This window comes from Bacillus sp. B15-48, from assembly GCF_016879755.1.
Lineage (GTDB): Bacteria > Bacillota > Bacilli > Bacillales > Cytobacillaceae > Mesobacillus_B.
In genome coordinates, this window is record NZ_WOFU01000003.1 from 492659 (window position 1) to 517985 (window position 25327).

24 protein-coding genes and 5 pseudogenes are annotated in these 25327 nt (G+C 38.0%); 9 read left to right on the plus strand and 20 right to left on the minus strand.

The window, feature by feature from the left end; genetic code table 11:
* Nucleotides 1–120: 120 nt before the first annotated feature.
* Nucleotides 121–579, minus strand: a pseudogene (locus GNT69_RS12830) (ATP-binding cassette domain-containing protein); the annotation flags it as partial.
* 407 nt (nucleotides 580–986) lie between these two features.
* Nucleotides 987–1433, minus strand: a pseudogene (locus GNT69_RS12835) (excinuclease ABC subunit UvrA); the annotation flags it as partial.
* 160 nt (nucleotides 1434–1593) lie between these two features.
* Between GNT69_RS12835 and GNT69_RS12840 the strand changes: the two are divergent.
* Entirely contained in the window at nucleotides 1594–2955 is a 1362-nt protein-coding gene (locus GNT69_RS12840) for an IS4 family transposase (RefSeq protein WP_203555346.1), read from the plus strand.
* Nucleotide 2956: 1 nt separating this feature from the next.
* Here the strand turns inward: GNT69_RS12840 and GNT69_RS12845 are convergent.
* Nucleotides 2957–4374 (minus strand): annotated as a pseudogene (locus tag GNT69_RS12845) (excinuclease ABC subunit UvrA); the annotation flags it as partial.
* A gap of 449 nt (nucleotides 4375–4823) precedes the next feature.
* Between GNT69_RS12845 and GNT69_RS12850 the strand changes: the two are divergent.
* Both GNT69_RS12850 and GNT69_RS12855 read left to right on the plus strand, forming a co-directional pair.
* Entirely contained in the window at nucleotides 4824–5009 is a 186-nt protein-coding gene (locus tag GNT69_RS12850) for a YqaE/Pmp3 family membrane protein (protein ID WP_203555347.1), read from the plus strand.
* Nucleotides 5010–5469: 460 nt separating this feature from the next.
* Nucleotides 5470–6462, plus strand: coding sequence for an LLM class flavin-dependent oxidoreductase (locus GNT69_RS12855; protein ID WP_203555348.1), 993 nt, complete (start codon nucleotides 5470–5472; stop codon nucleotides 6460–6462).
* Nucleotides 6463–6666: 204 nt separating this feature from the next.
* Here the strand turns inward: GNT69_RS12855 and GNT69_RS12860 are convergent, their stop codons facing one another.
* The 3 genes from GNT69_RS12860 to GNT69_RS12870 form a co-directional block, all read right to left on the minus strand.
* Nucleotides 6667–8478: a PDDEXK-like family protein gene (locus tag GNT69_RS12860; RefSeq protein ID WP_203555349.1), complete on the minus strand. Its 1812-nt coding sequence runs from the start codon at nucleotides 8476–8478 to the stop codon at nucleotides 6667–6669.
* A 292-nt stretch (nucleotides 8479–8770) separates the two neighbouring features.
* On the minus strand, nucleotides 8771–9181 hold the full coding sequence (locus GNT69_RS12865) for a DoxX family protein (protein WP_203555350.1): 411 nt from the start codon (nucleotides 9179–9181) through the stop codon (nucleotides 8771–8773).
* A 41-nt stretch (nucleotides 9182–9222) separates the two neighbouring features.
* A complete protein-coding gene (locus GNT69_RS12870) occupies nucleotides 9223–10002 on the minus strand; it encodes a DODA-type extradiol aromatic ring-opening family dioxygenase (RefSeq protein ID WP_203555351.1) in 780 nt (259 codons plus the stop codon).
* Between the two features lie 286 nt (nucleotides 10003–10288).
* On the opposite strand from GNT69_RS12870, the gene GNT69_RS12875 reads away from it, so the two are divergent.
* Nucleotides 10289–10831, plus strand: coding sequence for a helix-turn-helix domain-containing protein (locus GNT69_RS12875; RefSeq protein WP_203555352.1), 543 nt, complete (start codon nucleotides 10289–10291; stop codon nucleotides 10829–10831).
* A gap of 86 nt (nucleotides 10832–10917) precedes the next feature.
* On the opposite strand, the gene GNT69_RS12880 is transcribed toward GNT69_RS12875, so the two are convergent.
* The 9 genes and pseudogenes from GNT69_RS12880 to GNT69_RS12920 all read right to left on the minus strand — a co-directional run bounded on the left by GNT69_RS12880 (nucleotide 10918) and on the right by GNT69_RS12920 (nucleotide 18307).
* Nucleotides 10918–12093, minus strand: coding sequence for an FAD/NAD(P)-binding protein (locus GNT69_RS12880; RefSeq protein WP_203555353.1), 1176 nt, complete (start codon nucleotides 12091–12093; stop codon nucleotides 10918–10920).
* Between the two features lie 79 nt (nucleotides 12094–12172).
* Nucleotides 12173–12535: a hypothetical protein gene (locus GNT69_RS12885; protein ID WP_203555354.1), complete on the minus strand. Its 363-nt coding sequence runs from the start codon at nucleotides 12533–12535 to the stop codon at nucleotides 12173–12175.
* Between the two features lie 72 nt (nucleotides 12536–12607).
* Entirely contained in the window at nucleotides 12608–12877 is a 270-nt protein-coding gene (rpsN, locus tag GNT69_RS12890; RefSeq protein ID WP_203555355.1) for a 30S ribosomal protein S14, read from the minus strand.
* 52 nt (nucleotides 12878–12929) lie between these two features.
* Nucleotides 12930–12998 (minus strand): annotated as a pseudogene (rpmG, locus tag GNT69_RS25500) (50S ribosomal protein L33); the annotation flags it as partial.
* Between the two features lie 67 nt (nucleotides 12999–13065).
* Entirely contained in the window at nucleotides 13066–13215 is a 150-nt protein-coding gene (rpmG, locus tag GNT69_RS12900; RefSeq protein ID WP_016203575.1) for a 50S ribosomal protein L33, read from the minus strand.
* Between the two features lie 38 nt (nucleotides 13216–13253).
* Nucleotides 13254–14441: a GTP-binding protein gene (locus GNT69_RS12905; protein ID WP_203555356.1), complete on the minus strand. Its 1188-nt coding sequence runs from the start codon at nucleotides 14439–14441 to the stop codon at nucleotides 13254–13256.
* Between the two features lie 367 nt (nucleotides 14442–14808).
* Nucleotides 14809–15708 carry a TIGR03943 family putative permease subunit gene (locus GNT69_RS12910; RefSeq protein ID WP_239094191.1) on the minus strand — a complete coding sequence of 300 codons (900 nt, stop codon included), beginning with the start codon at nucleotides 15706–15708 and terminating at the stop codon, nucleotides 14809–14811.
* A 14-nt stretch (nucleotides 15709–15722) separates the two neighbouring features.
* On the minus strand, nucleotides 15723–16730 hold the full coding sequence (locus GNT69_RS12915; protein ID WP_203555357.1) for a permease: 1008 nt from the start codon (nucleotides 16728–16730) through the stop codon (nucleotides 15723–15725).
* A gap of 548 nt (nucleotides 16731–17278) precedes the next feature.
* Nucleotides 17279–18307, minus strand: a complete 1029-nt coding sequence (locus tag GNT69_RS12920; RefSeq protein WP_203555358.1) for a CobW family GTP-binding protein — start codon at nucleotides 18305–18307, stop codon at nucleotides 17279–17281.
* Nucleotides 18308–18715: 408 nt separating this feature from the next.
* On the opposite strand from GNT69_RS12920, the gene GNT69_RS12925 reads away from it, so the two are divergent.
* Nucleotides 18716–19051, plus strand: coding sequence for a hypothetical protein (locus tag GNT69_RS12925; protein ID WP_203555359.1), 336 nt, complete (start codon nucleotides 18716–18718; stop codon nucleotides 19049–19051).
* 91 nt (nucleotides 19052–19142) lie between these two features.
* On the opposite strand, the gene GNT69_RS12930 is transcribed toward GNT69_RS12925, so the two are convergent.
* The 3 genes and pseudogenes from GNT69_RS12930 to GNT69_RS26200 all read right to left on the minus strand — a co-directional run.
* The gene (locus GNT69_RS12930; protein ID WP_203555360.1) at nucleotides 19143–19658 is read right to left on the minus strand and encodes a MogA/MoaB family molybdenum cofactor biosynthesis protein; all 516 of its coding nucleotides are present in this window, start codon (nucleotides 19656–19658) and stop codon (nucleotides 19143–19145) included.
* 63 nt (nucleotides 19659–19721) lie between these two features.
* Entirely contained in the window at nucleotides 19722–20294 is a 573-nt protein-coding gene (dcd, locus tag GNT69_RS12935) for a dCTP deaminase (protein ID WP_203555361.1), read from the minus strand.
* Between the two features lie 276 nt (nucleotides 20295–20570).
* Nucleotides 20571–20836, minus strand: a pseudogene (locus tag GNT69_RS26200) (YusW family protein); the annotation flags it as partial.
* Nucleotides 20837–21012: 176 nt separating this feature from the next.
* Here GNT69_RS26200 and GNT69_RS12950 point away from each other — a divergent pair.
* The 3 genes from GNT69_RS12950 to GNT69_RS12960 all read left to right on the plus strand — a co-directional run bounded on the left by GNT69_RS12950 (nucleotide 21013) and on the right by GNT69_RS12960 (nucleotide 22599).
* On the plus strand, nucleotides 21013–21726 hold the full coding sequence (locus tag GNT69_RS12950) for an AzlC family ABC transporter permease (RefSeq protein ID WP_203555363.1): 714 nt from the start codon (nucleotides 21013–21015) through the stop codon (nucleotides 21724–21726).
* Nucleotides 21719–22024, plus strand: coding sequence for an AzlD domain-containing protein (locus GNT69_RS12955; RefSeq protein WP_203555364.1), 306 nt, complete (start codon nucleotides 21719–21721; stop codon nucleotides 22022–22024). The genes GNT69_RS12950 and GNT69_RS12955 overlap by 8 nt, the downstream gene beginning before the upstream one ends.
* Before the next feature lie 413 nt (nucleotides 22025–22437).
* Nucleotides 22438–22599 (plus strand): DUF3934 domain-containing protein, encoded by a 162-nt coding sequence (locus GNT69_RS12960; RefSeq protein WP_203555365.1) that lies wholly within the window; start codon nucleotides 22438–22440, stop codon nucleotides 22597–22599.
* Nucleotides 22600–22730: 131 nt separating this feature from the next.
* On the opposite strand, the gene GNT69_RS12965 is transcribed toward GNT69_RS12960, so the two are convergent.
* The gene (locus GNT69_RS12965; RefSeq protein ID WP_203555366.1) at nucleotides 22731–22985 is read right to left on the minus strand and encodes a DUF2642 domain-containing protein; all 255 of its coding nucleotides are present in this window, start codon (nucleotides 22983–22985) and stop codon (nucleotides 22731–22733) included.
* A gap of 280 nt (nucleotides 22986–23265) precedes the next feature.
* Nucleotides 23266–24651 carry an aspartate aminotransferase family protein gene (locus GNT69_RS12970; protein ID WP_203555367.1) on the minus strand — a complete coding sequence of 462 codons (1386 nt, stop codon included), beginning with the start codon at nucleotides 24649–24651 and terminating at the stop codon, nucleotides 23266–23268.
* Nucleotides 24652–24997: 346 nt separating this feature from the next.
* Here GNT69_RS12970 and GNT69_RS12975 point away from each other — a divergent pair, with 346 nt between their 5' ends.
* Entirely contained in the window at nucleotides 24998–25192 is a 195-nt protein-coding gene (locus GNT69_RS12975) for a CobW C-terminal domain-containing protein (protein WP_343206500.1), read from the plus strand.
* Nucleotides 25193–25327 lie beyond the last annotated feature (135 nt).

The window sequence follows — 25327 nt, forward strand, 5'->3', positions numbered from 1 at the left end:
ATACCTTCTATCGTTCATATAGGGGGAAAAAGGGAAAATCGACAGAATCGTTTTACTGAATTTGTGACTGTTTTATGACCATTTATAAAAATAGGGTCAGTCCCCCGGTGAAGTAAAGCATTACTTCGTCGTGGAACTGACCCTACACTCCTTTAACCATTTCGCTGTCAATGTTTCTGCCTTTAACATCTCTTCTGGTGTGCCTTCAAATACAATATGTCCGCCTTGTTTTCCTCCACCTGGGCCCAATTCAATTACCCAATCGCTCGCCGCGATAAAGTCTAGATTGTGTTCGATGATGATAACTGAATTCCCTCTGTTTACGAGTTTTTGAAATACCTCTAAGAGCTTTCCATTATCTTTTATGTGCAGTCCTAAGGATGGCTCGTCTAATAAATAGATTTGTCCTTCTTTTTGTAAATGGCTGGCAAGTTTTAGACGTTGGATTTCCCCTCCGCTTAGGGAACTAGTTGTCTGTCCGAGAGTTAAATAACCTAACCCTACGTCTTGTAACGTATTCACTCTTTTAATAATCTTTGGCATTTTAAAGTAGTGAATCGCCTCGTCTATCGTTAACTGTCAACAACTCATGACTAAAGTCACGAGCTTGTGAAGGCAAAAATCGCCTTCTGGTATCAACAGCCCAATATACGCCCATTGGCATACCGATTTAATCACCTTCTTTAAGAGGTGAACTGTTTGACGAGGAACCAAGCAAACCCCGTATTGATGTATCACATGTGCTTGGCTATCGCTACATGCAACGGATTTTGTTCGTGTTGCTTGAACATTTTACGATGCAGAGCTTTTCCTGCATCAACCCTATATGTTCAGTTTTCAAAGAACAATTTCTAGTTAAATTATAGCATGTATGTTGTGCGATACAAAAAAATTGACTGACATGTCGGATATTTAATCTAGTACAAAAATCTCACGATTTTCTAGCACTAGACCGTATCCGAAGGCGATTCATCTCATGACTGAAGTCACGAGGGTTCTCGCCTAATTACTAAAATCTCGACGATATTTTTATCTTGAAATCGATAGGACAGTGCTTCGTCTGAATATCTCGTACCTCCACACGCTTCACATGGAAGCGTTACTGGATCTGCAAATGCTACTTCTGGCGTTAAGACTCCTTTTCCTTTACAAATCGGACATGCTCCGAAAGAGTTAAAGCTGAATAAACCTGCTGGTTGCCCTGTTTCTTTTGAAAGGATGGAGCGAACATCATCCATGATTCCCATATATGTTGCTAATGTCGAACGGTTAGAGATTCCTATCCTGCCTTGCCCGACCATAATGGTTTCTGGATAACCTTCTGAAAATGCACCGAACATTAAGGAGCTTTTCCCTGAACCAGATACTCCACATATAGAGACTAAGACGTTTTTAGGAATATTGACGCTTATCTTTTTTAAGTTACTCAAACTTCGCACCTAAATAATTAGGAACGATAGTTGATTTTGTTTGGTTCTTCTATATTTCAATATGATCCTTGACAATATGGTTTATAAATACAAAAAACACCTCATTCTTTGGTATAGTGGATTTGTCGAGAATACACTACCACACAGAAGATGTGTCCCCTATATGATAGAGCATAATAACCAAAACAATCAACTACCAAAAGAATTAAAATCAGTATTCAGTGAATTAGAGATATTTAAACATCTTCGAAAAGCTGGAATTACTAAGAAGTTTGGCTTCACAGCTACCTATTTGTTCCAACTTGTTTTTTGTTTAATCTTCCATCATAAAAGTTGGTTTACACTGTTAACATCAAAGAAGAGAGACTGTTATCCAGCTAAGGACGCTGTTTATCGTTTTATGAATCATTCCAAGTTTGCTTGGCGTCGCTTTTTAACCTTTTTAAGTGCTCATGCCGTCCAAAAAGTTGATGCGCTTACAGATGTAAAGCGTCCAAAAGTATTGATTATAGACGATTCCATGTTTGATCGTAATCGTAGTAAAAAGGTTGAACTTCTCGCACGTTGTATGGACCATTCTTCTTTGAAGAAACGTTTCTATAAAGGCTTTCGCATGCTTACCCTGGGCTGGTCAGATGGTTTTACGTTTATGCCACTTGATTTTACTTTACTGAGTTCAAAGAGCGCACAAATCAACGGAATTTCCGAGAACATTGACAAACGTACTTCAGGATATAAACGTCGTGTAGAAGCGTTAGAATCAGCTCCTGCCATTATTCCAAGTATGATTGAAAGGTCATTACAAGCAGGCGTATCAGCTGAATATGTGTTAATGGATACTTGGTTTACTCAACACCCCCTTATTCAATCCATCGTTGAAATCGGTATTGACGTAATTGGCATGGTGAAAGCAACCAATCAACGCTATTTAGTGAACAATCAAAGGCTATCTTTGAAAGAACTATATAAGGTTGCAGCTCCTGTTTCAGACAAAAAAGGCATTTTGCGATCGATTCATACAACGATGGCAAATGGTATTGAAGTCAAGGTCGTATTTGTTCAAAACCGCAATAAGAAGAGTGAATGGCTGGCAATTCTCAGCACTGATTATACGCTTTCTGAACAAGAAATCGTACGCATCTATGGAATGCGATGGGATATTGAGGTCTTCTTTAAGACGACCAAGTCTCTACTGCGCCTGCAAAAAGAGTTCCAGGGTATGTCATATGATTTACTTATCAGTCACACAACCATTGTGTTTTCCAGATACATTGTCTTGTCGTGGCAGAATCGTTGTAATACAGATCAACGAACATTAGGTGGAATCTTCTATGAACTTTGTGATGAAGTAAACGAACTTGATTGGGCTGTAGCTTTACAGCAATTAATCGAGCTTCTTGAAGGTACCCTAAAAAAATCAAATAAAACCATTCAAAAATTAATCAAAAGTCAACTTCAGCAATGGATTGACGGTCTGCCTAACTATATCAAGGCTTATTTGTCGATCTCAGTCTGCGAAGTTTGAGTAAGTTATTGTTACTAGCCCTTTTTATTGTAAAATAACCTTCTATATCCCTTGGATTTTTGTTGATTTTTAGCTTGTGGTTTAGGTTTGTTGCAGCTTTTGAGTTTTTTAGTCCTGCTAACTTTCCTTGATAAACCACTTCCCCTCCATTTACACCTGCTCCTGGTCCCATCTCGATGATTTCATCTGCTGCATTTATGACAGATAAATCGTGTTCGATGACAATGACGGTATTATGTTCGGCTTTTATCTTTCTCATCATTTGGATGACCATATTCACTTCTTCTGGATGGAGTCCTGCACTTGGTTCGTCGAAAATGTATGTAAGATTGTTGAGGCTGCTCCCCAAATGACGAGCAATTTTTTTACCCTTTGCGCTTCGCCACCGGATAAGGTGCCCATTTTTCTTGATAGACTCAAATAGCCTAATCCCATTTCAACTAGTTGGATGATATGCGGGATTGCTTGTTGGGCGATTGATTCTCCCATCGGATCTTTTATGTCCGTTAGTTCTTCCAGTAGTTCGGTAAGCTCTAATTGATCGTATTCTGCGATATTTAAACCATTGATTCTACAGGCCAATACCTTTGGATTTAGGCCTGAACCTTGGCAGGTTGAACATAAGAATCGAGTGGATACGGCTAAGACGTCATCTTCGGTTACTTCTTTTAGCTTTGAGATATCTCTATTAATATAGAGACGAGTAAAACTAGGCAATATCCCATCCCACTCATGTGGTTGAGGTCCGTTTTTTGTATGAAACGGTGCAAAGACTCTTTCACCTTCTTTGGGACCATTTAATAGTAGCTGGAGTTCGTCTTCTGAGTAATCTTTTATTGGTTTATCCGGATCAAATAATCCACCGGTTATCATCCATCTACCTTGCCAACCTGAAGGCGATAATGGCTTAAATTTCACTGCATACTCTCGAAGTGACTTGCTGCAATCAATCATTTTATCGAGGTCCGGCGCAATGACCTCCCCAAATCCACCACATTCTGGACATCTCCCAAAAGAACTTTGGCTCGAAAAGTCGTTGGCAGAACCGATTGATGGCTTTCCTATCCTTGAGAACAAAAGTCGAATCAATGGATGGATATCCATATAGGTGCCTACGGTTGAGCGGGAATTACCCCCTATAGGTCTCTGTTCTACTACTACAACCGGGCTTAAATTTTGCATAAGATTGGCATTGGGCCTTTCGTACCTTGGCATTTGATTTCTAACATAGAGAGGATAGTTCAAAATCATTTGTCTTCTGCTTTCTGTTGCTAATGTATCAAAAACAACAGAGCTCTTTCCTGAACCTGAAAGACCAGTAAATACAATGATTTTTTCTTTTGGAATGATTAAATCTACATTTTTCAAATTATTTTCTTTAAGTCCTCTTAAAATGATTTTATCTTTTCTTTCTGACATATTATCACCGTTTCTGTTTTATCACCTTTGCTCCCTTAAGTTTGCTACAAGTCTAGCCAACCTTGATCGAAGGGATACCTTTCAAGCTCTCTGGAGAACAGTGACAGGCATGCCCCGAAATTGTACAGTTATTTTGATGAACTCTGTCTTATGGAAATTATTTATATCATGCATCGAATTCCTTCATTAGACAAGGTGAAATACTGTTATCATTGTCTAACATTGAATAATTCTCCCACTTCCTCCATAATATGAAATAGAAGATAGGTTTCTAGTGTCGCTAAACACCTAACCAAATGTTTTCCTAATATAAAGTGAAACTTCAATCATTGGGGGTTTTCTTCATCCCCCACTTACAATTCTTATTGCTTTCGAATTCTTGAAGTAGGGGTCTTACAGCCAGTTAACCTGCGATAAACTCTTTGGATGGACCTTAGGAGGATTTAAAAATGTTATATTTTTTAGCTATTGTATTACCTCCTGTCGCTGTATTGTTGGCAGGAAAGCCGATTCAAGCGCTTTTAAACTTTTTTCTCACGCTGTTGGGGTGGGTTCCCGGTATGATTCACGCCGTCCTAGTCGTTCTCGATCACAAAGCAGACAAAAGAGCGAAAAAATACGGTCATCGCGGCTGACATGGATTAAGGGGACAGGTCCCTCGACCCGTTTCTTCACTTAACTCATGGGACGCCGGGAAACTACGGCCCAAGAGTCCAAAAGATAAAAGCTCAGAACCGTTCTGAGCTTTTTTTCTTGATTTATCCTCTCCGCACTTATTTGCTCTGTAGCAGAGTTCTCCCACTACCTACGACACCTTCGTTACACCCACACAACCACCCCCTTTCTCTTAATAGAGACAGGTCCCGCGTCCTAATTTGACTCATTTTCAATTTAGTAGATAAAAAAATCGCTCCGTTAACATTATCGAAAAATTATAATAAATGTTTAAAGTTACCTTCTGTTTTCACCCTAATTCTCAGTTCAAAAAATTTACTTTCCAATCATCACTCCCTATACTTAAAAGGATAATCATTTGTATTTTTAAAAAAAAGTGATTAGACACAGGAATACATATGGTAAGGAGGGACTTTGAAAATGAAACTAAGTATTTTGGATCAAGCTCCTGTTACGAAGGGAAACAAGTCGGCAGATGCATTGAAAAAGGCAGAAGAATTGGCAATCTTAGGCGATGAATTAGGCTATCATCGAATGTGGATGGCTGAACATCACAGCACAAATGAATTTGTCAGTTCAGCTCCAGAAGTGACGGCCGCGCACCTTGCTGCGAAAACGAAAACGATTCGAATTGGCACCGGCGGAGTCATGATGATGCATTATTCTCCGTTAAAATTAGCTGAGGTGTTTAAAACATTAAGCGCCCTTTCGCCAGGTCGGATTGACTTTGGCGTTGGTCGAGCTCCAGGTGGGGACCAGCGTTCCATCTATGCTTTATCTGAAGGACGTCAACCGCAAGTACATAATATGTATGAAAAATTCACGACCGCATTGCAGTTGATCAATGATGAAAAACCTGAGGATCCCCTCTATAACCAAACCATCGCAACACCCTCTCATGTCCAATTGCCAGAGGCATGGCTGTTGGGGTCGACTGGCAACAGCGCCATTCAAGCTGGACGTTTAGGGGTGGGCTATTCGTTTGCCCAGTTTTTCAATGGGGAAATGACGAAAGAGATTTTAGATGCATATAAAAAGCATTTCCAACCTACCGCTCTCATGGAGAAACCGGAAATCAATGTTTCATATATGGTCACAACAGCGGAGACAAAAGAAGAAGCAGAATTTGAAGCAGGACCACAAGATATTTGGCGTTTGCTGTTTACGAGAGGCAAGTTCGGGCCTGTGTTGACACCGGAAGAAGCTCGTGATTATCCACTAACAGAAATGGATCGAATGATCATTAAAGAAAACCGCAAAATTCATTTAGTCGGTGCTGTGAAAGGCATTGCAAACTTTTTACAAGAAGAACAAGCACATTATGGATATGATGAAGCGATGATTTGCAGCATTCCTCACTCACAAGAGAAACGCCTCGATGTTTATCGATTATTGGCCCGGGAATTATTTTAATAGTACGGCAAAGCGCATTTGATCTTTCTCAAGTGCGCTTTTTTTGTTAGTAACAATACGTAAAAGCTGGAGATATGTAAGTGTGGTATAGAATACTAAACTACATAATTGATTAAAGCTTCGCACAAAAAACAAATGCGTAATGATATACTTAATGCTTTTATATTAAAGTCCATTTTCATGTCTGCCTGAACAAAGACATGATTACTCTAGCTCTAGCTTACTAATCGTTTCATCATAAATTCTTTGTAGCTTTTCTAAAATCTTTTGTAGCTCCTTATTATCATATAATGAGTGAAAAACGTCGATTAACATTGGTTCTTCTAATCCTTTAATGGAAATGGATTCTGAGTGAATGCGAGTGTATTTAGCCTCTAGTGAAAGCCCTTTTCTATTGAATTCAATTCCTTTTTCCTTCATCGTTTCCAACAACATCACACGTTTATCCGCTTCAATTGGACCAATTTCTAACGTGAAATATAACGAGTCTGTGTCTGTGTTCATATTCATCCAAAATAAAAATGGACCATGATCCCACCACCATTTTTCTCTTGTTTCTCCTAATTTTTCTTTGTATGCATCAAATAGCGGGATTTTAAAAGATAAATTTCGGGATGACACACGATAATGATTTTCAGGAATATTTTTAGATTCCATCCACTTTTTAAATGCCGTTTGAACTTGCTTTCTCGTCTCATTTATTGAGGAACTATCCGCAGGGTCAGGTTGTTGTTCTTTTACCGGATTTTCATCCTTTAAAATGGCCGCCACTTGCTTTCTCAATAACGTAAATTCTGGACTATTATATAAATCAGAGATTGCCTGTGTGAGCTCGTCGATATCATCCCACTTATTAACGTCCATTTTTTGCGAATAAAATCTTGTATAACGAGCTTTTTCTAATTTTGAACTCTGTTTAATCGAAATTCCTATCCTTTCTAATTGTTCAAGCAATGAAAGACGTCCCGCATATTCCATCGGTCCTACTTCAGCAATCAGACGCAAACGACGATCATTCGTTTGTTCGAACCAAACGATTAATCCTTTCCCTAGCCAATAACTTGGTTCTCTTAATGGGATTCGGCTAATAGAATGCCATTCAGGCGGTAGTAAATTAGGGATAGTTGGATGAGCATTGTAAAGAACCTCTCCATTAAACTGTTGCTGGATGAACTTATCGAAGCTGTATGACAGGATATTTTGTCCATGTTTGAAAATGTAATTGATTGTGTCTTTATACTTCATCATGAATTCAAACTGATAACCTGATTCAAAATGCAATGATTTATTGAGGATAGAAGTTTCCTCAAACAGTGCATCTATTGTCAATTTATGATTGCGGTATATTTCAATTGCCTGTAGGATTTGATCTTGATTTTGATGGAATTTCTCTTTTAAAATGTGGTCGTAGTCTTCAATAAATTTATAAACGTTATCGCTTAATTGATCCTGATACAGCATAAGAATAGTATGTAAAATCGATTCAATCCGCTCATAAGTAAGGATCAAGTATTGTTGATTAGAAGGGTTTTCCCCATCCAATGTTAAGTAAATTGGAATGATAGTAAAATCTTTAAATGTATGTTGGATAAAATCTAAATAATCGTCCAACTGGTTTTTAGATTCTGTAGAATAAAACTTATTTTCTATTAAAATGGCAAATTTCAATTGTTGATTAACTATAAGCAAATCGATAAAGCGATTGTTATTTGTTTTCACTTCACGGTATACATAGCTATCCATCAATGAATGATTGAGGATTTCCGCAACGGTTTCAAATTGAACATTACTACTGTTTTCTTCCACCAGGATAAGATGTTCAATCATTTTACGTAAAAAATAATCACGTAAATGATGGTTTTCTTTTGGATTCATCAGCCAAGCCAAAATATTTGAATGACGAATTTCATGGTTCTCTAATTTTAAGATTTTTAATGTATTAAACGAATTCACTTGCTGGTTCAGTTGCTGAAAGGTCGTATCATTCTCTAAATCAAATAAATCTCTGATTTCCATCAATATTCACTCCAGTTGTTTAGGTAATAGGCGAGAACCCTCGTGACTTCAGTCATGAGTTGTTGACTATTGAAATTTCTCGAATTGATTACAATGGGACGGATTTTAGCACCTTGTTTTCTTTTAAAAGCTTCCCAATGTTGGTGTTTATCGAAAAAATTTGTCGTAGAATAGTTAGTCTCCATAAAGCGAAAATACCACAGCACGAATGACTGTGGTAGACCCAAAATTTTATCTTTCTTATCTTTTTTTAAAAAAAGCACCCAAATAATTGGATGCTTTTTATTATGAATTAAGCTGCTGATGTATGATTTTCGTCTTTTTTCCCCGTAATCACTGAACCAATTGCAAACATTTGACTTCCGTTAACGGCGATAAATAATGCCATTGCAAATAATACGATATCTAATTCATAGCCATTTAAAAAGCCCATAGCCAATTTAGCGGTGAAAATCGCTCCAAGCATGATGACAGCTAATAACGCAGCTACAATTTTTGAACCTAAACCAACGATTAATAATAATCCGCCAACCAATTCAATCACAGCTACCGCGTACGCTAAGCCTCCTGGAAGTCCAATACTTTCAAACCACCCTACTATGTTTCCGATTCCTGAATTAAATTTATCAAAACCATGTAGGAAAAAGGTAATCCCTAATACAACTCGTAAAATTAATGTACTCCAAGCTAATTTGTTATTCATTCCTCATTACCTCCAAATTTTTTTATAAATAGTCTTCTTAATCAACCAAATTGCCAAATACTATGACTTAAACTTCCATATCGATAACTACGATGCAGCAAAGTTGCTTTTTGCTCATCGTCCGCTGCCCCCATTGCATAAAAAATCGGGATAAAATGCTCATTGCCATATGGGGGAACTGCCAACTGGGCAGAAGGAGCAAGTGAGTCATAATTAAATAAAGACTCTGTATCCCAAGCTTTTAAATGTTTTTCCAGCCACTCATCAAATTGCAATGCCCATGGAGTGATTTCCCCATTGTCGCGCCAATCCAATGCCCGGAGGTTATGAACCGTTCCCCCACTAGCAATAATCATGACATCCTTTTTCCTAAGTTCTGATAGCGACTTCCCAATTTTATACTGCTCCTCAGGTGATAACCCTGGATTCACAGACATCGAAATGACAGGAATATCCGCATTCGGATAAAGCATTCTGAGTACAACCCAAGCTCCATGATCCAAGCCACGACTCGTTTCTGTTTGATAGGCAATTCCTTCGTTTGTGAATAAAGCTTTGATTTCTTCACTTACATTCTTACTTCCTATTGCAGGGTACTCGATTTGATACAGGGCATCTGGAAACCCACCGAAATCATAAATCGTAGAATATTGTTCGACTTCACTTACATTTTGAACCGGTGATTCCCAGTGGGCAGAAAACAGAACAATCGCTTTTGGTTTAGGAATATCTTGACCTAATTGCATTAAAAACTTCGTATATGCATTCTCCTCAATTGCCAAAAGCGGAGCACCATGGGCAATAAAATAAGCTGGAATCATCTATGAACAACCTCCCTTTCAATTGATTGTATTTTAAACTAGCTTTACCTTCCTTCAACAGGATGAACCGCTAACGAAAGACCTTTAGCTAAATTGTATTTACATAAGAATAAAAGATTCATATTGGGAAACCCAAGTACAAAAATAAATACCTCTTGCAAGGTTATTTGTTTTCTAATATGAATATTTGTTATCTATAAAGTAACAAGATGTGTATAGATTGTCAATGTTTTTTTTGCTAATATAGATATATGTTTCTTATTTGAAAACATCTGAGGTGACTAATATGGATATTGGATCAAAGATTCGTGACATCCGTAAACGAAAAAAAATAACGATTGCCCAAATGTGCGATGCAACAGGGCTTTCAAAAGGATTCATCAGTAATGTTGAGAACAATAACACTTCCCCATCAATCAGCACTTTGCAAACAATTGCAAGTTTTTTAAAAGTTCCTTTGCCTTACTTATTGTTAGAAAAAAAACAACAAATGCAAGTTGTTAAGAATGATGCAAGAACAACAACTTCCTATAACGGTTTGACGGTTGAACATTTAGCTTCAAAAGAGGGGTTACATTTGAGAATCGTCGAATTCCCTCCAGGAGCTTCAATGGGAGAACCAAACGCCCATCAAGGGGTTGAAACCCACCTCGTACTTGAAGGCAAACTTCTCGCAGAGCAAGGAGAAGATCATTACATTGTCGAAAAAGGAGATTCTTTCAGCTGGAATGCATGTGTTCCACACTATGTGAAAAATATTGGCGACGGAAAAGCCGTTGTGTTAATTGCTGTATATTCCGATACGGAATTAAAGGACATTTTGGGGTGAAGTGAAGCCTTTTAAAAGAGAACACCGGACGGTTCAAGTATTTCCAAGAGAAACGCAGGAACCGTCTCAGTATGTAATCGTTCACTTTATAAATAATTCACGATTCGTTCGGCCGCTTGTCTTGCGCCAGAAATATTTCTTGCAATTGGACCCATTTCAAGCTCTGCTAAAGCACCAACCACATATAAATCAGGCCCCCATTGTAAAGCTTTCGATACAATAGGATACCCGCACTCCGCACAAGGCAATTCCATTTTTTCAATCATCGGCTTGATCCAATCACTTCCTGGAAGGCTTGGCAAGAATCCGGTAGCTAGAAGAACGGTACCCGTTTTTACAATCATTTTGTCATCCTTATCATAAAGATAAACACGGCCATTTTTTTCTTCGCCGCGAACGACCTCTCCCTCTTCAACAGCAAGGGATTTACGTTTGACTCTGTTTAATACCTTTATATAGAGGTCATGGGGAATGGATCCCCTATTTCTGGCGTTTATAATAGCTTCCCTTCGATTTACATAATTTCCTTCTTTATGGAATGCGGTCTGCCGTTTTGGACCTAACCAGCCTGGATCGCTATCAAAATCATGGATTCTAAATGAATGCCGTTTTAACAATGTGACTTGACTCGGATACAGTTCACTCAACTTAAGAACCGCATGAATAGACGAGATTCCTCCCCCGACAATGGTAATAGGAAGCTCCAGTGAATCAAAATCGGGCATCGTTTTATCAAAAATATGATAAACTCGGGTTGGTGATTTCCTGTCGAGATCCATTGCCCAATCCGGCATATTAAGCTGTTCCCCAATTCCTATAGCCAAAACGAGTTTTTTGCCTCGTATTTCACGGCCGTTTTCCAATTGGAGCTGCCATCCATCCTTTATTTTAAATGCCTTCTGGACATGTCCATGAACCCAAGAGCTTTTTAACGATAGATCATTTACAAGATGCTCACAATGATCATTAAACAGTTCTAGAGATGGCCGCTTATATTTACCGTAAAAGGCGGTACTTTCCTTATAGTAGCCCTTTTTTACAAATGAATGGAGACTAAATGGAGCAACATCAATATGATGAACAGCGGGAGAACGTAAGTATGGCATCGAGATGATCTTCGTATTTCTCTTCCAATTTGCTAATGGTTCATGATTACGGTCTATGATGGCTAGTTTATCCACCTTTGTTTTCCCAGTTTTCAGCAAAAAGACAGCTAGGGTTACTCCTTGAATCCCTCCGCCAATAATCACCCACTCATACAACTAAAAACACCACCTGTAAATCTTGTTCGTTCCCATTTATTCTTTTGATTAAACCTTTTTCTTCCCGATCCCCGACAGGTTACGACACAAATATAAAGGACCATTGAAGATGACCTTCTCCATGCTGTTTTTTCAGACTGTCCGTACAATCGATCCATTTTACACGATTACATCTTTCATCGATTAAACGATCAATTTCGACTTGTGCCTCATCCATTACCTGCTTTATAGAAGAAATATCCAGTGAAAAATGTTCTGCTGCCGCTTTAAATGGGGAGTTATCAATCATAAGATTAATAAATTGCTTTTCATTAGAGGAAATTTCCTCTAATTGATTTTCCTTCGTTTCTATAAACTGATAGATTTCCCGCATTTTATCTGGGAGATTCAAGACGGCACTACGATGAAAAAATTCAATTAAGATTGGATTAATCGGCTTCAAGACGCTCCCTCCATCGTTTTCTATGTCATCCTTAAACCACCAAATACTTATACCTAGCACCCAACGTGAACTCTACCAGCTTGATTTTTTCACTCCTGGAATTTGCCCTTTATGAGCGTACTCTCTAAACGCAATCCGGGACATTTTAAATTTTCTCAAATACCCTCTTGGTCTTCCTGTCACTTCACATCTGTTCTTTAATCTCGTGGGTGAAGAATCTCTCGGAAGTTTTCTAAGGGCTTCATAGTCCCCTTTTTCCTTTAGTTCCCTGCGAAGGGCCGCATATTTTCCCACCAATTCCTCACGTTTTTTTGCTTTCACTACTTTTGATTTTTTTGCCATTCCCATTTCCCCCTTCACTTTTTATTTTTTTTGCATCACCGGGATAGTACGCTTATTTATTTTCTCGATGTAAAGTTTGCCTTTTCAACCGTGAACAATATTTCACAAGTTCAAGACGATCTGGATTTGTGGTTTCACCCCTTAACTACAAAACGAAACAATTACGATTTACATGATAAAAAAATTTGTTATTTCGTTTCACGGTGTAATGTACGTTTTTTTAGGCGTGGACAGTATTTCATCAACTCAATCCGGTCGGGATTGTTTCGTTTATTTTTTGTTGTAATGTAATTGCGATCCCCTGTCTCTGTACATGCCAATGTAATTTTCACTCTCATTTTTTCTTCCTCCTAATTTTCATCATTTCCTTTAATCTTTACTCAACCACCGAAAATGCTGGCAGTAGGTCTTGAAATTCGGACCAGTCCATCTTCATTTCTTCATCTGTTAATAAGCATTGATCCAATCCGTCCTCAAGTTCCTTTCGTTCCATCTTCACCCCAATTAGGACGAGTTCTGTCATTCGATCTCCAAATTCAGGGTCCCATCTTTCAAGCAATTCTGGTTCATCCTTAAGAATTTGCTCTCTTTCTTCATCCGGATAGGAAGCAATCCATTCCCCTGCTCCTTGGAAAATGATCGAAGGACCAGCTTGGGATAATAATCCTGTCATATTGTTTCGCGATGCTATCCAAAAGAACCCTTTTGCCCGGACAATATCTACAGGCCAATCCTCCAGCCATCGTCTCCATCGTTCCGGGTGAAACGGCCTGTTTCTCCGGTAGACAAAAGAGGAAATTCCATATTCCTCGGTCTCTGGCGTATGTTCCTCATTCAATTCCTTTATCCAGCCCGCACCTTGGCTTGCTTCTTCGAAATCAAATAAACCAGTATCCAAAATATCCGTTAAGGCAATTTGTGAATGGGCACTTTCAATCATCCTTGCCCCTGGATTTAACTTATGTAACACAGCCTTAAGCTCTTGTACACTGTCTTTATCCACTAAATCGATTTTATTTAGAACTAAAACATTCGCAAACTCAATTTGGTCAATGAGCAAGTCGACTACTTCACGAGTATCGGTTTCATCCACTTCCTGCTTTCGATCCATCAGGCTCTCACCAGAAGCAAAGTCATGCCAAAACCGGTTCGCATCCACCAAAGTTACCATCGTATCAAGTTTGCAATATTTTGATAGATTGATTCCCAGACTTTCATCGACATATGTAAATGTTTGGGCAACTGGGATTGGTTCTGAAATACCTGATGATTCAATTAGGATATAATCTATATCACCGGCTTGAACAAGCCTTTCCACTTCGATCATTAAGTCCTCTCTTAATGTACAGCAAATACAGCCGTTTTGAAGTTCAACTAGTTTTTCATCTGTCCTTGTGAATCCACCTTTTTTTACCATGGAAGCATCGATGTTAACTTCGCTCATATCGTTGACAATGACAGCAATTTTTTTATTTTCGCGATTTTTTAAAACATGATTCAGCAAGGTTGTTTTCCCTGCACCTAAGTAACCACTTAAAACGGTTACCGGGATTTTTTTCGTCATTTGTTCACCCCTCTAAGCGATAATTGTAATCATTACGATTTGTTGACTGTGGATTATAGCTGTTTCTCTCCAGATTGTCTAGTCCTAGAGATGTTCTAGAAATTACCCCATCCGCCAGTTCGGATAAGAGATCCGATACTTATAAGGAAGCTAGCATCGCAAAGATTTGTTAACAATTGAATGACTATATTCTCCACATGGTGAATTAAGATTTTTAATTCTCCTTTACACAAGTAAATCGAACTAATTACGATTTACATTTTATAAAATTTTTTTCCTATTATCAAGGTTTTTATGATTAATTTTAAAAGGAAAGTTTTTTTAAAATTGTCGAGAAAACAAAAAAGTACTTTTTCTAATGAAATAACTACTCAGTGTGGTTTGTTAAAATCGGATAGATATAGGGTTCGACGGGCTCCTCAATTACCTTCCATTTATTTGCCTTTATTAATGGTAGCTCTACCCCATTAAATGATGTTATATCCAGAGTTCCTTCTATTTCTAGCCATGTGTCTTGCTCTATTTCACTAGCCTGTTTAACCTCGGTTAAAAACCCAATAATACTTGCATCAGCAACACAATGTGTAATAAGAAATCTCGATAGAACAAGCTGATTCCCATCAAGTCCTTCTTCTTTATAAACAAACCCGCTAACTTTAATTTTCTTTCCAATGTATTCCTTCGGTTTCCTACTAATAGCATCATAATAAGAGGCATATATATCATTTTTCATCTGAATGACATCTACTACCTCTAACTTTTTCATTTCCTCATCATACTTCTCTTCAGAAAAATAGTTATTGTTAGGGTGAACCTCTTCATATTCCTGTAGGGAAATGGAATCCGTTTCAAATTCAAACTCCTCTGTTCCATTATTTCCATTTCCATTCCCCTGAGGAAGAACTGTTCCTTTTTTAGCTGCAATCGATGAGTCTAATATCGTTGGTGGAAATGCAAAGCCTGTCAATAATGGAAAAAGAAGAATCGAGTATTTTATTATTTTTTTTGGCCATGCATCAGAATATCCATGATCATGGGTACACCCAGGCGGACAGTGGTCATGTTGACCATCGTTATCGTCAAATATCCGAAAAAGCTGAACGAAGAAAAAAAGAATAAAAACACCCGCAGCAATCTGACTCATTACATCGTACTTTGGATTTATATACTTTGTTATTTCGCCGGAATAATGTAGCCCGATAAAGAAAATAGCAAAGGCTGCTAAAATGACTGCTCTGAGGAAATGTTGAAAATGTACACGTATCAACAGCGTTCACCACCTTAAAAGAGACTCGTTATACTGATGCATAAAAACACAATGGAAGTGATTAAGGTTAATAACGTGAATACAAATTTTACTTTAAATACACTCAACAACATAATCGTGTTTTTTAAATCAATCATTGGTCCATAAACTAAAAAAGCCAATATGGAGGTAGTTGGAACTAAATTTCTAAATGAGGCACCTATGAAAGCATCCGCCTCCGAACATAAAGATAAAAAATAGGCTAGTCCCATCATCACAATGGTCGTTCCTAAGACACCATCCCCCAAGAAAAACATTGACTTCGCTGACACATGACTTTGTACGAACGCAGCAACAAAAGCGCCAATGATCAAGTATTTTCCCATATCAAAAAACTCATCGATTGAATGTTTAATCATTCCTCCGATCCGATGACTAAAGGGCTCATTCTTCATTGTTACATCTGTTGCGTCAGTAATGTCTGATACAGAATGTTTCAATTGGTGCGACTTAAATAAATAGCTAATCATTAAAGCGATGATCAATGCTGCTAAAAAACCAATCCCCATTCTTAACCCAGCCATTTTACTATCATTCCCAAATGCCATATAGGTGGATAATATCACAATTGGGTTAATTAACGGACCAGTAAGAAGAAAGCCGATTCCTGCATGTATAGGCACGCCTTTTGATACTAATCTCCGCACAATCGGCACAATTCCACATTCACAAGCAGGGAATAAAGCTCCTACAGTACAACTCATGGATACAGCTAAAAATCGATTTCGTGGAATCAAACGGCGAATATGCTCTTCGGTTATAAATATTTGAATAAACCCTGCTATAAGGACTCCGACTAAAACAAATGGAATCGCTTCTATTAAAATACTTAAAAAAATCGTATTTAACTGCAGAAAAGAGTTCGGGATGTGAATGGCCAACTCTTTTCCAACTAATTGACTAATTGTTATAAAATAAATGACAATACTAAGTGCTAGTAAACTTGTAAAATCAATAAGATACGAATGAATCCAACGAATCATACAGATCATTCCTTCACATATTCCTTCATCCTATCGTCTTGTATCGTAACGAATGTTCCATATTCTAGCTATATGTGTTTAGCTTTTTATGTTTTCCGAAAAGAACACCCGTGCAGGGCAAAGCCTGTCTTTAGACATGGGATGAATTTTCGGTTGGTGATAGCCAGAACGTATGTTTGCATGGTATAATATTCCTGTATAAGTTGTTCTTTGAAAACTGGATATATGGGGTTGTGACAAGAAAGGCTTTGTCACGTAAAATATCCAAGCATCATTCGCCCTGCACTTGCTGAAGTAGCAAAAAACAAGCAAAGGAAGCAAGTACAGTGAGTTCAAATGTACAAGTTTGCTTCACCGCAGGAGGCTCACGCCATTGGTACTGCTAACCGTCGGTGCGACGGGGATAGCCTGCTAAAAAACTGAGGGATACCTCGGTGTTCGCAGGAATCTCGTTACTTTAGTGACGAGTAGTTCAAATGCCAAGCCTGTACACTAAAGAAAGGCATATCAGAGAATAAGAGGCCTGTATTCATGCCTTTTTCATCTATTTAAAAGCTTTGCATTTTAAATGTACTCTTAAAGCTATGAAGAATTTCTTCTGGGTTCAATCGATCGCCAATTAAGATGATAGCAGGTTGGATCGTTTGTGTTTCTCTAATGTTTTCTACTATCATTCTCCCTGACGAAAACTGAAAACTAAAAAAACCTTTACTCCCCTCTAATCGGACAATGCCTTTGCCTCTTACAATGCTTTTAGGCAGCCTTTTCAGCCACTTTTCCAATTTTCTTTTATTCATTTCAGGAAACTTGTCAATCTTTAAAGCTTTAATGGCAGAATGATGATGATGGTGATGCTTATGATGATGATTATGTTCACTATTATCGCTCTCATCGTTGTATACATGGCTGGTATTTAACACGTGCTCTTTTTGACTTTGAGATATATGAACATAATACCTTTTGAAAAAAAGTTCCTTTATTGGAATGTCTCCAAATTTTGTTTTATAAATTTGTACCTCAGACTTTACATCCTCTTTTATCTTATTTTCAATCTTTGTTAAGTTTTTTTCTTTAACAAGGTCTGTTTTATTTAATAAAACGATTGAAGCACTTGAAATTTGCTCCTTCAACAATTTACGCACTTCAGTAGTACTAGAAAAAATACTTTGATATTCCAAAAAATGGCTTGCATCGACGAGACTAATGGTTGAATTTAATTCAAAATAATCTAAGTATTCAGCACTCAACAGAGCCTCTTCTATCTCTAGTGGGTTGGCAACGCCTGTACCTTCAATAAATAATACATCAATCCTATTTTTTTTAGCTTCTGTAATAAAATAGTTTAATGTTTCTCTTAAGTCGTCTTGGATTGTACAACAGATGCAGCCGTTTAATAATTCTTTAAGATGATGATTTTTAAACAAATAGCTTTCAACGTTTACTTCTCCTAATTCATTTAAAATGATCCCTGGCCTTTGATGATTCCGATCACACTCTTTAATCATGTTTAAAAGAACAGTAGTCTTCCCACTTCCCAAAAATCCGCTAATGATATACACAGGTATTTTTTTCGCCAAAAAACTCTCTCCCCTTCTACCCTTAAAATACTTACATAAATCGTAATGGTTACTATTTATAGTTTAGTATATTGTCACTAATGGAAATTATTACTTTTAAGTGGAACACGGGTGGAACACGGGGACGGTTCTCATGTTCCGCCAAAATTTTCCATATTAATTGCGTCATTTAATCCCTTTATTAATAGCTTGAGGACTCGATTTCTTACATATCGCTAAGTTGATCGTTCTTAGTTGCCAACTATCATCTCAATTTTTCAAGTTCGTGGTAAATCAAAATACAGCCAGTACAATTTTTATTAGGGAAACACTTGAAGATCCCCCCTTATTTCTATTCCTTATGGTTTTTCAAAAAAATTAAGGGGAATAATGAAATATGAACCTAAATTAAAAGGGGGATATCAGAAAATGGAGCATTCAACCCATACAGGGGAACATAAACATCAACACAGCATTGCTTGTGGACATACAAAAATTCGACACGATGACCATATTGATTATGTCCACGACGGTCATTTACACCATGAACACGAAGGACATTGGGATGAGTGCAAGCTCCCCATTAGTGAAACGAACCCAGATCAATGTAATCCAATTAATTGCGGATGTGACCACGAAAGTGATTGTGGGCATGAATTGGTCCCTCATGGCAATCATATGGATTTTTTAGTGAATGGAAGATTACATCATGTTCATAATGGGCACTGTGATGACCATGGTCCAGTCGAAATCATTGCACAGTGATAGAGATAAAAGCCTACAATACATTTTGTAGGCTCTTTTAATAGGCAAACTTCCTTATAAGGAAGAAATATTAACAAATGGAAATACTTTATTATCTTAAGTCTTTCCGTATTTCCCTCACTACATGAGATATTTCCGGGATAATAATCTTTTCCATGGCTAACTTGACTGCTCCACTGGATCCAGGCATAGAAAAAATGGCTGTATTATTAAAAACACCTGCAATAGCCCTGCTTAAAATGGCTGCTGAACCAATATCCTCCAAATAACTCAGCGTGCGGAAAATTTCACCGAACCCTGGCAGCTGCTTCTCTATTAAACGTTCAACAACCTCAATGGTAACATCACGTTTTGCGATACCAGTTCCGCCATTCAATAAAATGACATCAATTTCGTTATCTAAACAACCTGTCTTTATTGCGTCATAAATGACATCATAATCATCTGTTACAATTTGATAATTCTGTACAGTATGAAAGGCGTCCTGCAGCAGTTGTATAATTAATCTTCCACTTTTATCTGTCTCTTCTAGACGTGTATCACTGACTGTTATAACTTTACAATTCACTTTTTTAGGTGCCTCTTTCCTATGTTGACTTACACTCATATATTTTTTCCTCTTTTCTTTTATTATTTTATAGAATTTGCTTAAATCCAAAAGACTTATAGGTTAATCAAATTCCTTAAACTTTTCCCTCCTTGAAAAGGCATTTTTACATTCCACATCAAGGTAGATTCGACTCGCTGTTGCTTTTTCTTGACCACTATATTTTCCTGTATACGCTGTGCCTTTTTGATCTAAACGAGCTAGGACTATTTGACAAATACGCCTCCCTGCTTTTAATTCAATAGGTACGCGGTTTGCATTGTAAAGTTCTAAAGTGATTTGTCCGTGAAATCCTGGATCCACCCAGCCAGCATTTTGAATAAATAATCCTAACCTTCCAATGGAACTTCTTCCTTCAACAAAGGCTGTGAGATCATTGGGCAGGTTAATATACTCAATCGTGGTACCTAATACAAATCCTTGAGGTGGAATGATAATCGTGTCTTGGCAAACTTGCTTATAGCTAATTGGTTTTTCTAGGGATATGAAAGGAGTAGAAGACTTATCAATGATCATGAAATGTTTTCCTAACCGTAAATCAATAGATGCTGGTTGAACTTGGGACGTTCTGAATGGGGTAATCAAAAGCTCTTCCTCTTCTATTTTCTTGAGGATTGTTTTACTGGTAAGAATCATAATAGTACCTCCCTAATTATTATTCTTCTATTTTTTTATCAAATCGGAACAATTACGATTTGCAGATGCCATATGATAACTTACCATTTTTTTCAAAAGAGAACAAGTACTTTTCTGAAAAATATAAAAACAGGAACACGGGGACGGTTCTGCTGTTTCTCCAAAATTTACCATTTTAATTGTATCATTTAATCCCTTTGTTAAAAAACGCCGAGACGGTTCTGTTGTCCCTTCCCTCACACTTTCACAAAAAAGGAGACGAACCGTCCCCCTGTTTTATTCCACTTTATATTCTTTTACATCCCCATCAAGGAATTGCACTTTTAATTCAAACTCTTGGAAGTCTTTGTCTAAATTAAAGCCGTTTAGCACTTCGGAAATCACTTCTTTGTTTTGTGTATCTTGACCAAAAGCGAATTGTTCAAAGATTGGTGTAACCTTTCAAATGCTTTGTCCCCCTTTACATTTTTGTTTCCTCGATCGTCCTTGATTTCAGCTTCCATTTCATCATGTTCATGTTCATTTTCATAATCCACGTCAAACTCTTGACCCTGACCTAATCAATATGTAAATCAAAATCAAAAAAGCCTCCGATTGAGGAAGCTTGCTGTGGAATTATTTTTTTGAAATAGAAGTTTCTAGTGGTGACTAGGCACCTTTACATGCTACTATTTCTGATAAATGCCCCTTTCATCACAGCATCATTGGAGGAGAAAAAATGAAGACAAACATAAAACAATGGAAAAGTGGGATGAAGAACGGAATTCCCATTGCAATGGGTTATTTTGCGGTTTCATTTACTTTTGGAATTCTTGCCAAGCAAGCTGGGTTTAATCCGTTTGAAGCAGTATTTATGTCCGTGACTAATTTAACCTCGGCTGGACAGTTTGCGGGGCTAACGCTTATTGCCAGCGCGGCAGCCATCGTCGAAATTGCTGTCACCCAGCTGATTATCAACTCCAGATATTTTCTGATGTCATTTGCTTTATCCCAAAAGATAGATCCTAACACGCCAATATTCCACCGATTAATCATGGCATACGGAGTGACGGATGAGGTATTCGGGGTCTCCATTACAGTCCCCGGAAAGTTGAGCCCTTATTATTTTTATGGCGTAATGAGTGCCGCAGTGCCGGGATGGGCACTAGGGACATTGTTTGGAGTTATTTCGGGGAACATTCTGCCGCCAAGAATGATCAGTGCATTAAGCATTGCATTATTCGGAATGCTTCTCGCCGTCATTATTCCGCCGGCAAAAGGAAATAAAATCCTTTCCGGACTAATTATCATTTCAATGGTACTAAGTCTGGTATTTGCAGAGCTTCCACTCTTCGCATCCATCTCATCCGGCGTAAAAATAATCATCTTAACAATTTTAATCGCAGGTATTGCTGCGTTTGCCTTCCCGGTAAAGGAGGATACGTATGAGTAATGTGATTTTTTATACTTTGGTGATGGCAGTGGTGACTTATCTTATTAGGGTTCTGCCACTCACATTGATCAGAAAAGAAATCAAAAATATCTATATCCGTTCGTTTTTATACTATGTTCCGTATGTGACCTTAGCAGTCATGGTTTTCCCAGCCATTTTAGACGCAACGGCCTCCCCATGGTCGGCGCTCATCGGCTTTATCGTCGCCATTTTTTTTGCCTATCGCGGAGCCAGCTTAGTAAGTGTTGCCCTATTCGCTTGTCTTTCCGTTTTTTTCATAGAACTATTTTTGTATTAAGTGCAGGAACATGGGGACGGTTCTCCTGTTTATCCAAAATTTCCCATATTAATTGTGTCATTTAATCCCTTTATTAGTCGTTTGTGGAATCAATCTCTTACATACCGCAAATTTGATCGGTCTTAGTTGCCCACTATAACCTCAATTTTTCAAGTTCGTGGTAAATCAAAATATAGCCAGTACAATTGTTATGAAACGCGAGAACCGTCCCGGTGTTTCGTGCTAAAATAAATATAGAGTTTGTGATAGATTTTTCTTAAACGAACGGTGCAGGTGTTTAAAAACGATATACAATAGTATGGGTAACTGGAAGGATGTTTTTTTATTGCAATATGCTTGGTTAATAACCGAGTAAAATGACTAAAACTAACCAGATAGGTAACTCAACTTAGAATAATAATGGGGTGAATTTTATGAGTAAAGCTAAAGGAAAAGGCGGAACAGGGAGAGGAACAGACAAGAAGGGTTGGAATCGTTGGCAAGCTAGTGCAAACAAAAAAAAGAGTGCGAAACCTTATATAAGTAAAGGTGTAAAAAAAACGGTTGTTAAAAATGACCCCACAAGCAATAGTTAAAGTCACTTTTCCGAAAGTGGCTATAGGGTCTGTCCCAAACCCAATTAACGGATTCGTTGAGTAAGGGACTGACCCCTTGAGTTTGAAACGCGAGAACCGTCCCGGTGTTTCTAATAAAATCATGGGTGGGTTTAAGATTCGGGCATTATCCAAACGATTTCACGTAGGCGAACAAAGAATGTAGAATCATGCTCTTGAATGACAACATGATCTAGCTTTGCATCAACAACCATTCCGCTAACGGAACCACGTGTGGTATCAAGGACGGCTCTTTTTCCTATTAGACTGCGTAGCGTTTCATATACGAAAGGTTCTATGACAATAACTTGCATCGGTCCATTTTGTGCTATTTGCGGATTCACGCGATAGGGATACATAGGGTTCATTCTCTTTCCTCCAAAGTATGTGCTGTTTTACCTTATGAATTTATGACAGCATAGCTTGACACATTCCGAGAGCCATTATTTTCATGATTCGTTCACAGACTTCTTATATATATATAAGAAGTCTGTGAAGTTTAAAGAATGTATGAACCAATTTTTGGAGGAGGTTATTCGGCATAGGGTCTGTCTCCCACCCAATTAACGGTTTCGTTGAGTAAGCGACTGACCCCATGAGTTTGAAACGCGAGAACCGTCCCGGTGTTTCACACAGGGGATGCCGACATTATTTTTTCATTTTAGCTAAGACGCGATCATAAGCATCTAACGTCCGGTCAATTTCTTTTTTCGTATGAGCGGTAGCTAGGCTATAGCGGTTTAGTGGTTTGGTATAAACCCCTTCATTGAGTAAATAGAAATCCAAAGCTTTTCGCATCATGAAATTTGATTGCTGGTAATCACGATAATTTTTAATTTTCTCCATATCACTTATGACTACATTGAAAATGGTACCTAACCCAATGGTATGGACTCCAATTCCTTGATTGATAAACAATTCTGTGATGCCTTCTTTCAACATCGTTGTCATTGAAACGACTTGAGGCAATTCTTGTTCCAAAACCTTTACTGTCGCTAATCCCGCCGCCAAAATAGTCGGATGTCCATTATAGGTACCGCTATGGAATAGAACGTTGTCAGCGCTTGATAAGGAACTTTGACTACCGTCAAAAACATCCGCTTTCGCAGATGGAGAACTCACTTTCATGATTTCCGCTTTGCCGCCAAGAATTCCAATTGGAAAACCACCCCCAATCGCTTTTCCTAACGCTGTAAGATCGGGATGGATTCCGTAATATTCTTGCGCACCACCTAAACCAATACGAAATCCTGTTTTAACCTCATCAAAAATAAGCAGAACTCCTAATTCTTTCGTTATTTTACGCAATTCATCGATAAATTTTTTCTCTGCAGGAATGAAGCCCCCTTGAATCGGCTCCATAATTACCGCAGCAAGATCTTCCTTGTTCTTCCTCAAAATATCTGCGGTTGCATCGATATCATTGAACGGTAATATGATTGTATGGTCTTGATGATAGGAATCAATCCCTTTCGATTCAGCGACAGGGATTGGCTGCTGAGCTGGTCCTGCTTTTTGAACAGCTGGGTTTATGCTGAAAAGAAGTTGATCATAGCCTCCATGATAATGCCCTTCAAACTTCGCTATTTTATGTTTTCCCGTAAAAGCATAAGCAGTACGAATGGCTAACAGGGTTGCTTCTGTTCCTGAATTCGTATAACGGATCGACTCCATGCTTGGATAAAAACGTTGAATTTTTTGCGCCATTTCCACTTCCAACTCATGTGGCGTTCCTAATAAATATGTGCCAAGATCACCAAGTTGAGAATGAATCGCTTTGGCTACTTCCGGATGACCATGTCCTAAAATGAGCGCACCATAAGAAAGGAGGTAATCCACATATTCATTCCCATCCACATCATACAAATACGATCCTTTCGCTTTTTTCATCACAACCGGGTATGGAGCATAGTATTTGATATTAGCAGTCACTCCCCCGGGCATAAACCTTTTGGCCTTATTAAAAAATTGTTTAGATTTAGGTGTCTTTTGCTCAAACTCAGATAACGCTTTGTTTACTTGGTTTTGGGTCATAGACCCCACCCCCCATATTAAAAAGGCAGCTTTTTAAAATACGTTCACTTACTTTAAATATATGACCATAATCGGAAACATGGACTTCATTTTAGACATAAAAGTTTTGTTGGAAGATTGGAGCAGTAACACCCTACAACAGATTCAAACTAAACTTCGCCGCTAGCGACGAATAATAAACAATAGACATTCAATCACCGATAGCTTGCTCAGAGAAATCCCCCTAATACCCCAATGCGCATGGAGTAAATAATGAGTGCCAAGATAAGGATAAAAATAAGCCCTCGAATCTGAAAAATATAAAAATACGATTCAAGCGATTTCTATATGCTTATATGAAGATTTTATAAAGGCGATGCCTGATAATATTTACCGTATAAAAGGTTATATTCAATTCAAAGGAAATCCGGATACACTTCTCTTTCAATATTCCTATGGCATGCACCTTCACATTAATTCAGGGCTAAAGATGAAGAATACACTTGTATTTATCGGAGATGATTTAGATCATAACAAACTGCGCGATACCTTTCGAACTTAGAAAATCAATCTCTTAACCGTTCATTAGAATAATCTTCCATTTTTTGTTTGCATTTGATTTTCAAATAGGATAATATTAAAAATAAATCGGAATGATTACGTTTTAAATGCCCATATGCTAAAGAAAAATACAAAA

Bases quoted from the DNA above. Each gene is read 5' to 3' on its own strand.
- GNT69_RS12840 (WP_203555346.1), top strand. From the start codon at position 1,594: ATGATAGAGCATAATAACCAAAACAATCAACTACCAAAAGAATTAAAA.
- GNT69_RS12850 (WP_203555347.1), top strand. From the start codon at position 4,824: ATGTTATATTTTTTAGCTATTGTATTACCTCCTGTCGCTGTATTGTTG.
- GNT69_RS12855 (WP_203555348.1), top strand. From the start codon at position 5,470: ATGAAACTAAGTATTTTGGATCAAGCTCCTGTTACGAAGGGAAACAAG.
- GNT69_RS12860 (WP_203555349.1), bottom strand. From the start codon at position 8,478: ATGGAAATCAGAGATTTATTTGATTTAGAGAATGATACGACCTTTCAG.
- GNT69_RS12865 (WP_203555350.1), bottom strand. From the start codon at position 9,181: ATGAATAACAAATTAGCTTGGAGTACATTAATTTTACGAGTTGTATTA.
- GNT69_RS12870 (WP_203555351.1), bottom strand. From the start codon at position 10,002: ATGATTCCAGCTTATTTTATTGCCCATGGTGCTCCGCTTTTGGCAATT.
- GNT69_RS12875 (WP_203555352.1), top strand. From the start codon at position 10,289: ATGGATATTGGATCAAAGATTCGTGACATCCGTAAACGAAAAAAAATA.
- rpsN (WP_203555355.1), bottom strand. From the start codon at position 12,877: ATGGCAAAAAAATCAAAAGTAGTGAAAGCAAAAAAACGTGAGGAATTG.
- rpmG (WP_016203575.1), bottom strand. From the start codon at position 13,215: ATGAGAGTGAAAATTACATTGGCATGTACAGAGACAGGGGATCGCAAT.
- GNT69_RS12905 (WP_203555356.1), bottom strand. From the start codon at position 14,441: ATGACGAAAAAAATCCCGGTAACCGTTTTAAGTGGTTACTTAGGTGCA.
- GNT69_RS12915 (WP_203555357.1), bottom strand. From the start codon at position 16,730: ATGATTCGTTGGATTCATTCGTATCTTATTGATTTTACAAGTTTACTA.
- GNT69_RS12925 (WP_203555359.1), top strand. From the start codon at position 18,716: ATGGAGCATTCAACCCATACAGGGGAACATAAACATCAACACAGCATT.
- GNT69_RS12930 (WP_203555360.1), bottom strand. From the start codon at position 19,658: ATGAGTGTAAGTCAACATAGGAAAGAGGCACCTAAAAAAGTGAATTGT.
- dcd (WP_203555361.1), bottom strand. From the start codon at position 20,294: ATGATTCTTACCAGTAAAACAATCCTCAAGAAAATAGAAGAGGAAGAG.
- GNT69_RS12950 (WP_203555363.1), top strand. From the start codon at position 21,013: ATGAAGACAAACATAAAACAATGGAAAAGTGGGATGAAGAACGGAATT.
- GNT69_RS12955 (WP_203555364.1), top strand. From the start codon at position 21,719: ATGAGTAATGTGATTTTTTATACTTTGGTGATGGCAGTGGTGACTTAT.
- GNT69_RS12960 (WP_203555365.1), top strand. From the start codon at position 22,438: ATGAGTAAAGCTAAAGGAAAAGGCGGAACAGGGAGAGGAACAGACAAG.
- GNT69_RS12965 (WP_203555366.1), bottom strand. From the start codon at position 22,985: ATGAACCCTATGTATCCCTATCGCGTGAATCCGCAAATAGCACAAAAT.
- GNT69_RS12970 (WP_203555367.1), bottom strand. From the start codon at position 24,651: ATGACCCAAAACCAAGTAAACAAAGCGTTATCTGAGTTTGAGCAAAAG.